The 2,902-nt window shown below is 68.8% G+C and carries 2 protein-coding genes and 1 tRNA gene; 1 reads left to right on the plus strand and 2 read right to left on the minus strand.

What is annotated here, in order from left to right; genetic code table 11:
- Positions 1-44: 44 nt before the first annotated feature.
- Positions 45-1,469: a rhamnulokinase family protein gene (locus Q0Z66_RS12375; RefSeq protein WP_298041612.1), complete on the plus strand. Its 1,425-nt coding sequence runs from the start codon at positions 45-47 to the stop codon at positions 1,467-1,469.
- Between the two features lie 68 nt (positions 1,470-1,537).
- Here Q0Z66_RS12375 and Q0Z66_RS12380 read toward each other — a convergent pair whose 3' ends face one another.
- A complete protein-coding gene (locus Q0Z66_RS12380) occupies positions 1,538-2,791 on the minus strand; it encodes an LCP family protein (RefSeq protein WP_298041610.1) in 1,254 nt (417 codons plus the stop codon).
- Between the two features lie 19 nt (positions 2,792-2,810).
- Positions 2,811-2,895 (minus strand) — tRNA-Ser (locus tag Q0Z66_RS12385).
- Positions 2,896-2,902 lie beyond the last annotated feature (7 nt).

Consider the following 2,902-nt stretch of genomic DNA (forward strand, 5'->3'; position numbering starts at 1 on the left):
CTGCACATCCCGGTCGACTCCGGCGTCGCCGCCGCGTTCCTGCGATGAGCGAATCGCGCAGCGCCGCCACCGTCTCGGTGGCGGCCGTCGACCTCGGCGCGACGAGCGGCCGTGTCGTGATCGGTCGGGTCGGTGCCGATGTGCTCGAGCTCGAGCTCGTCAGCCGGTTCCCGAACGGCCCGGTGCAGCGCCCCGATGGTCTGCACTGGGACTATGCGGCGTTGCGCGAGAACATCCTCGACGGCCTCGCCGAGGCTGTGCGGCGCGAGCCCGGCATCCAGAGCATCGGCATCGATTCCTGGGCGGTCGATTATGGCCTGCTCCGCGATGGCGAGCTGATCGGCGAGCCGTTCCACTACCGGGATGAGCGCACGGCGGCGGGTGTCGAGGCGGTCCACGCGACAGCGCCCTTCGCCGAGCTGTACCGCCGCAACGGTCTGCAGTTCCTGCCGTTCAACACGCTCTACCAGTACCGCATCGACCCGGCCGTGGCCGACGCCGATGCGGCCCTGCTGATCCCGGATCTCGTGGCCCACGCGCTCACGGGCGCGATGGTCGCCGAGCGCACCAATGCCTCGACGACGGGCCTCGTCCGCGTCGAGGATGGCGAGTGGGACCTCGATCTCGCCGAGCGCCTCGGCATCCCGGTCGGCATCCTGCCCGATCTCGTCGACCCCGGAACCGTCATCGGGCACCTTCTGCCTGCGGTCGCAGAGCGCATCGGCGCCGACCTCCCGGTCATCGCCGTGGGCTCGCACGACACCGCCTCGGCGGTCGTCGCCGTGCCGATGACGTCCCCGAACGCCGCATACATCTCCTGCGGCACGTGGGGCCTGGTCGGTGTCGAGACGACCGAGCCGGTGCTCACAGATGCCGCCCGCGAGGCGAACTTCACGCACGAGCGCGGCGTCGATGACACCTTCCGTTTCCTGCACAACGTCACGGGCCTGTGGCTGCTCAGCGAGACCGTGCGCGCCTGGGAGCAGGAGGACGGTGCGAGCATCGAGCTGGTGACGCTTCTGGATGCCGCATCCGAGGTGACCGAGGCCGTGCCGCTGTTCGACGCGAACGACCCCGCCTTGAGCGCGCCCGGCGACATGGCCGCGCGCATCATCGCGGTGCTGCAGGCATCGGGCGCCGAGACCCCCAGCACGCGCCCGGCTCTCGTGCGCAGCATCATCGAGTCGATCGCGGTGGCATTCGCCGACGCGATCTCGACGGCGGCTGAGCTGACCGGGCGCACGCTCGACAGCATCCATCTCGTCGGCGGAGGGTCGCTCAACCGGCTGCTGTGCCAGGCGACCGCCGACCGCACGGGCCTGCCGGTTCTCGCCGGCCCCGTCGAGGCGACGGCCCTGGGCAATGTGCTCGTGCAGGCTCGCGCCCTCGGCGCCGCCCCGGCGACGCTGGCCGAGCTGCGCTCCCTCGTCGCGCGCACGCAGGAGCCCGTTCGCTACATGCCGCGCTGACCGCGCAAAACGAAGCCGCCCGGCCCGCTGATGCGGGCCGGGCGGCTTCGTTTTGCGAGCGTCTGGGCTCAGCGGATATTGCCGTTCGAGCAGGTCTGCTGCGCGGCCGAGTTCCCCTTGACCGTGTTCGGCAGCGGCACGGCCGAGGCCGTCGGCGCGGGGGCCTCGGAAACCGTCTCCTCCGGTGCCGGCGCAGCCTCTTCCGTGGTGTCCGGTTCCTGCACGATGACGCCCTCGTTCGAGCTGTTCTCGTGCGTGATCTCGAGCTGCTCGTTGGCGTTGATCGCGTCCCACATGGCTTCGGCCGAGGAGTAGTCGGGCACGACCTTGGCGTTGTCCTGCGAATCAGTGAGGTTCGGGTACTGCAGGAAGACGATGTCCTCGAAGGGGACGTCCTTCACCGCCAGGCCGACCTGCGCGATCATCATCGGGTTCGTGAGCGAGTTGCTCGCCTCGAGGTTCGACAGGGCGGTGTTGGCGAGCTTCAACATGGTCGGCACACTGCCGAGAACGTCATCGCTGATGAGCTTTCGGGCCAGGCTCGACATGTACTGCTGCTGGTTCCCGATGCGTCCGAGGTCGCTGCCGTCACCGACGCCGTAGCGGGTGCGCAGGAACTGCAGCGCCTCGAGGCCCTGCACGTTGCGGGTGCCGGCGGGCCAGTCGATGCCGGTGTTGCGGTCGCGGATGGGCGTCGCCAGGCAGACGTCGACGCCGCCGATCGCGTCGGTGATCTCGATCACGCCGCCGAAGGTGACGGATGCCGCGAACTCGACATCCTGTCCGGTCAGCTCGGTGATCGTGCGGGCGACGCAGTTCAGGCCGCCGTAGGAGTAGGCGCTGTTCAGCGGCTGCTTGCTCATGGCGGAGGTCGTGTTGCCGTTCGCATCCGTGCACTCGGGGATCGGCACCATGAGGTCGCGGGGGAAGCTCACCGCGGTGATGCGGCGCGGCTCGTCGGAGACGTGCACGAGGATGTTGACGTCGTTGAGGTTGCCCTCCTCGCCCTTGCCCTCGCAACGCTCCCCGAACAGGTGCGCGTACTTCTCCTCGCACGTGTCGAGTCCGACGAGCATCAGATCGAATCCGCCCTCGAAGGCGCTGATGTCGGGCGGGATCGTCTCCTCGCCGTCGAGTTCGACGGCGCCGGCCGTGGCGGTTCCGTAGAGGTCGCTGACGACGAATGCTCCGACGCCCAGACCGCTCACGAGCACGACGGACAGCGAGATGCCGATGATCTTCAGCAGCTGGCTGATCGGACCGGGGGTGCGCAACTGGCCATGGCGGGCCACGGTCTTGCGGCGGCGAATCTTCTCGCTCACTCGGTGCCTTTCAAATCTGCGGAGGGCGTGGGATTCGAACCCACGAGACATTTCTGCCCACTGGTTTTCAAGACCAGCTCCATCGGCCGCTCGGACAGCCCTCCATCGACG

Origin of the sequence: uncultured Microbacterium sp. (genome assembly GCF_947632095.1) — a bacterium.
Classification (GTDB): Bacteria; Actinomycetota; Actinomycetes; order Actinomycetales; family Microbacteriaceae; genus Microbacterium.